The 3,222-nt window shown below is 60.9% G+C and carries 4 protein-coding genes and 1 pseudogene; 2 read left to right on the top strand and 3 right to left on the bottom strand.

Translation table 11 applies throughout. The features are described 5' to 3' along the window. Together ACR0EL_RS21275 and ACR0EL_RS21270 are read left to right on the top strand one after the other, a co-directional pair. Nucleotides 1-126, top strand: a pseudogene (locus tag ACR0EL_RS21275) (transposase); the annotation flags it as partial. A 169-nt stretch (nt 127-295) separates the two neighbouring features. Next, nucleotides 296-1,942, top strand: a complete 1,647-nt coding sequence (locus ACR0EL_RS21270; RefSeq protein ID WP_480502144.1) for an IS1634 family transposase — start codon at nt 296-298, stop codon at nt 1,940-1,942. Between the two features lie 44 nt (nt 1,943-1,986). Here ACR0EL_RS21270 and ACR0EL_RS21265 read toward each other — a convergent pair whose 3' ends face one another. Genes ACR0EL_RS21265 through ACR0EL_RS21255 form a run of 3 tightly spaced genes read right to left on the bottom strand, consistent with a single transcriptional unit; the run spans nt 1,987 to nt 3,096 of the window. After that, nucleotides 1,987-2,463, bottom strand: coding sequence for an IS630 family transposase (locus ACR0EL_RS21265; protein ID WP_480502146.1), 477 nt, complete (start codon nt 2,461-2,463; stop codon nt 1,987-1,989). Beyond that, complete coding sequence (locus ACR0EL_RS21260; protein WP_480502142.1) at nt 2,430-2,816, bottom strand: helix-turn-helix domain-containing protein; 387 nt, start codon at nt 2,814-2,816, stop codon at nt 2,430-2,432. Before ACR0EL_RS21260 ends, ACR0EL_RS21265 begins: the two co-directional genes overlap by 34 nt. A 52-nt stretch (nt 2,817-2,868) precedes the next feature. Next, nucleotides 2,869-3,096 carry a helix-turn-helix domain-containing protein gene (locus ACR0EL_RS21255; RefSeq protein WP_480502140.1) on the bottom strand — a complete coding sequence of 76 codons (228 nt, stop codon included), beginning with the start codon at nt 3,094-3,096 and terminating at the stop codon, nt 2,869-2,871. Nucleotides 3,097-3,222: the final 126 nt, after the last annotated feature.

Raw genomic sequence — 3,222 nt, 5'->3', positions numbered from 1 at the left:
TTCATCAACCGCAATGGGTTAAGGTGGCGCGATGCCCCTGCAGCCTATGGCCCGCACAAAACGCTTTACAGCCGCTGGAGGCGATGGAGCGAGAAAGGCATCTTCGCACGTATGATGGCTGGTCTCCCAACTTCGACACTTCGCGGTGGATTTGAGCCCGGCTGGTTGATGCTGAGTTCAATGAAATAAGGGGTTTCCATGTGAATCAGGGCCGATTTTAGCGGAATCCCTGTTGTGGCACGCCGTGGCGTATTGAGATGTTGATGTATGACGCATCATCTCGTAGTGTTGCGACATGTACACCAAGATCACGAGATCCGGGGGCCGCCAGTACCTGCAACTGGTTGAGGGCTATCGCAATGAGCAAGGGAAGGTCCGCCACCGGGTCGTCGCCAACCTCGGTCGGCTGGAAGACTTGAACCCCGCCAAGCTCGATCCTCTGATCAACGGGCTAAATCGGGCGATCGGGCGGAGCGACAACACGGCCTTCCCCGTCGAGATCGAAAGCTCCAAGGCCTATGGCAACGTCTTTGCCCTGCATCAGCTCTGGAATGACCTTGGCTTCGATCGCGCCTTCGCGCGAGCAATGCGTTCCGGGCGGCGCAAGATCGAGGCCGATGCCCTCGTGCGCGCCATGGTCTTCAACCGCCTGTGCGATCCCACGAGCAAGCTCGGCTGCCTGCGCTGGCTGGACACCGTGGCCATGCCGGAGATGCCTGCCAAGGTCGAGCATCACCACCTCCTGCGGGCGATGGATGCGCTCATGGACAACGTTGATCGCGTGGAGGCCGAACTGGCCCGTCAGATCCGCCCCCTGGTCGACCGCGATCTGACCGTTGTCTTCTATGACCTGACCACCGTGCGCATCCACGGCGAAGGCGAGGTCGACGACGATGTCCGTGCCTATGGCATGAACAAGGAGACCGGTGGGATCGCCCGCCAGTTCGTGCTTGGCGTTGTGCAGACCGCCGATGGGCTGCCGCTCATGCAGACCGTGCATCCGGGCAACGTGGCCGAAACGAAGACGCTGCAGGCCATGCTGGTCACCGTTCTGCAACGCTTTCCCATCGAGCGCATCAGCTTGGTGGCCGACCGCGGCCTGCTGAGCCTCGACAACATCGGTGCCCTGACATCGCTTGCCGAACAGGGCGGGCGCACGTTGGAGTTCATCCTCGCCGTCCCCGCGCGCCGCTACAAAGACCTGGTCGAGACTTTCCGCGCGCTCCGCTTTGACGAGGACGGTTTGGCCGAGAGCCGCTTCTGTGACCACAGGCTCATCGTGGCCCATGACCCGCTTCGTGCCGCTGATCTCGGCGACCGGCGGCGCACCAGCATCGCCGAGCTGGAGGCCATGGCCGAGAAGATGGTCGGCAAGCTCGATGCACAGGATGCCGGCAAGACCGCCAAGGGTCGTCGCGCCTCCGACCGCGGGGCGTACAGCCGTTTCACCCGCGCCGTCGCGGAGGCCGAGCTCACGCGGTTCATCAAGGCCGATCTCAATGCTGATCGGTTCAGTTGGTCGGTCGATGAAGACGCCATTGCCGAGGCCGAACTCTTTGACGGAAAACTCGCGCTGATCACCAACGCACCGGATCTGAGCCCCGCCGAGGCTGTCGCGCGTTACAAGGGCCTCGCAGACATCGAGCGCGGCTTCCGCGTCCTGAAATCCGACATCGAGATCGCGCCGGTTCACCATCGACTGCCCGATCGCATCCGTGCTCACGCCATGATCTGCTTCGTGGCCCTCGTCCTCTACCGCGTCATGCGCATGCGGCTGAAGGCGAAAGGCCACAGCGCGAGCCCGCGCACCGCCCTCAATCTTCTGGAACGCATTCAACAGCACGTGGCCCGTATCGGCCCGGCAACCAAGACAACCCTTACGCGCCAGCAACCGGAACAACTCGACCTCTTCGAAGCCCTGGACCTGAAAACACCCGCTTGAAGCGGCCATGTTGTGGCAAAAGCAAGCATCCCGCTTCAACAATATCAATTGGTTACGCGTTTAACTGTCGAAGTTGAGAGGTCGGGGCTGTAGGGCGGCAGGAACAGGAACCAGCATCCGGCGTCGCGCATGGCTTTGGCAGCGGCGGCATTCTTGTGCGTGGCGAGGTTGTCCAGGATGACAACGGTGCCCGGTTCGAGTTCTGGTATCAGCACCTGCTCGACGTAGGCTTCAAAGGCTTCGCCATCCATCGCGCCCTTGATGACCCAAGGTGCAATCAACGCGTCGGCGCTGAGGCGTGCGATGAAGGTCTGCGTGCCCCATGATCCAAAGGGGGCATCCATCACCAGCCGCTCGCCCCGCCGTGACCAGCCTCGCTGGCGGGTCAGGTTGGTTTTGACAGAGGTTTCATCAATGAAGACAACGCGATCCGGTCGGGTCGAGATCGCCGGCAGACGGTGCTTGATCCAGTCCTCGCGCTGTTTCCTTACTTTTGCGCGGCGTCGTTCGGTCGCGACCAGCGTCTTTTTTTGTATGTGAAGCCAAGCTTGCGCAGGAACCGGCCGATCGCATCCGGGTGCGCCTGAACGCCGGTCGCATCTGCCAGTGCACCGGCCAGTTCGGGCATGGTCATGTCACCGTCTTGATCAATCAGTTCGATCAGGAAAGAGCGATGCGGATCAAGTTTGCCCCTGCCGCGCGGGCGTCCCTGAGGCGCGATCCTTGCTTGCCCAGTTCGCCGGATCGCACGGCCCCAACGCGCGCCAGTGGCGGGGGAAAGTTTCAAGCGCAACGCCGCCGCGCGCCCGCTTAAACCTTCTTCAACCAGCTTCTGAAATCGCGCCCGCAGCGCATTCGGTAAAGGTGCTGACATGATCCATCCTCCCAAAAACGATGAATCACAGATCAGCATTCAAGGGAATCCCTCACGATTCAGGTTTTTGGTCGGATGCTTTAACAGGGGCAAGGGTCTTGAAAACCGATCTCTGAAGATCGGGGTCGGGTCTTTGAACGCCGTTTTCCCATCTGGAGACCGTTGTCTGATCGACACCCAATAGATCGGCCAAAGCCGACTGTTTGAGGCCGACGGACCGGCGCAGCCGCCTAAGCCGTTTGCCAAACGCCGGATAGCCATGAACCTGTTTCAGTTCCATGCCGGAACTCTATCACATCGCAATGAGAACATGCACGCTATCCTGCCGTTCACAGCATGCCCAGCAGGTCATTTCAGCGAAGCGTCACAAGGCGCTATTCTGCCGGTTCCGGCTCATCTACATGCG

The organism is Ruegeria sp. AH12 (assembly GCF_056541465.1).
The sequence above is the reverse complement of the archived record's forward strand: the minus strand, read 5'-3'. Positions and strand labels throughout refer to the sequence as shown.